This is a genomic window from Oleiphilus sp. HI0067 (genome assembly GCF_001635735.1).
In genome coordinates this window covers 1-872 of the sequence record NZ_LWFI01001154.1, presented here as the reverse complement: position 1 = coordinate 872, position 872 = coordinate 1, and the positions used below count along the sequence as shown (strand labels likewise).

The 872-nt window shown below is 49.9% G+C and carries 1 protein-coding gene and 1 pseudogene; both read right to left on the bottom strand.

Annotated elements, in window-relative coordinates:
• Positions 1-241 (bottom strand): 2-oxo-4-hydroxy-4-carboxy-5-ureidoimidazoline decarboxylase (locus A3739_RS16795; RefSeq protein ID WP_304440287.1); only part of this gene is annotated, 241 nt, incomplete at its 3' end.
• Between the two features lie 15 nt (positions 242-256).
• A pseudogene (locus tag A3739_RS16790) lies at positions 257-872 on the bottom strand (hypothetical protein); the annotation flags it as partial.

The following is an 872-nucleotide window of genomic DNA, read 5'->3' as shown; positions in this document are numbered from 1 at the left end:
GAAGACTAGTCACGTCACCAATTTTTGGGTGGCCTTCGAAGGCTTCCAAAAAGTCTGCTTCGCCCATGTTTGCCCAAACGTCTTTCGCCGCTTGATGACACGCTTCGATCGATGCGAAAGGACGTGCTTCAACCATGCCTGCTACCCAGCGTGAGCTGGTGCAGCAGTTTGTGAATGCGAAAGTTGCGTCTTCTGCGTTCAACGCGTTTAGTGCGTCGATTGTGTAAGTTAAATCTGCCATGTTCGTATCAGTCCCTTACTTCGCTTCTGGGTAGCCCCAGAGACGTAAGCGACTGATGCCACCATCTGGGTACATTTTGATGCGAATGTGCGTGAAGTTTGTTTCAGTGTTTTGAACTTCTGCAGTGAAGGTGTGCTCACGGTCTGCGTGAAGCACTGTGCGCGGCATGATTTCAGTCCACTCGATTTGGCTCGCTTCTTTACGACCAGCCGTCAATGCGTCTTGATGTGCATCTTGCTCAAGCATGTCAACGTCAGCAGATTGTTCTGCAGTCAGTACAGCGCCTTCTAGTGAGAAACCGTTAGGGTAGTTGCCTTTAAAGTGGCAAGTGTCTACCAAGATCTTGTTGATGCTGCCTTTTGTCGCAAGCTGAAGAACCAACCAGTCATTGTTGCGATCAACAGTCTCATCGCCAACAGTACGACGACGCTTAGTTTCCCAACCGTCACCCATGTTTACGCCACGCTCTGGCATCACAAGGTTTTGCATGTGGCTGAAGAACATGTCTGAACATACAAGAGGGCGTGCGCCATTTTTGATGTATGCAAGGTCTACTGGCTCGTTTGGTAGGAAGTGTGCAGGATCAACAACGACGTCACCGTATACACGCAAACGTGCAACACCACCGTCT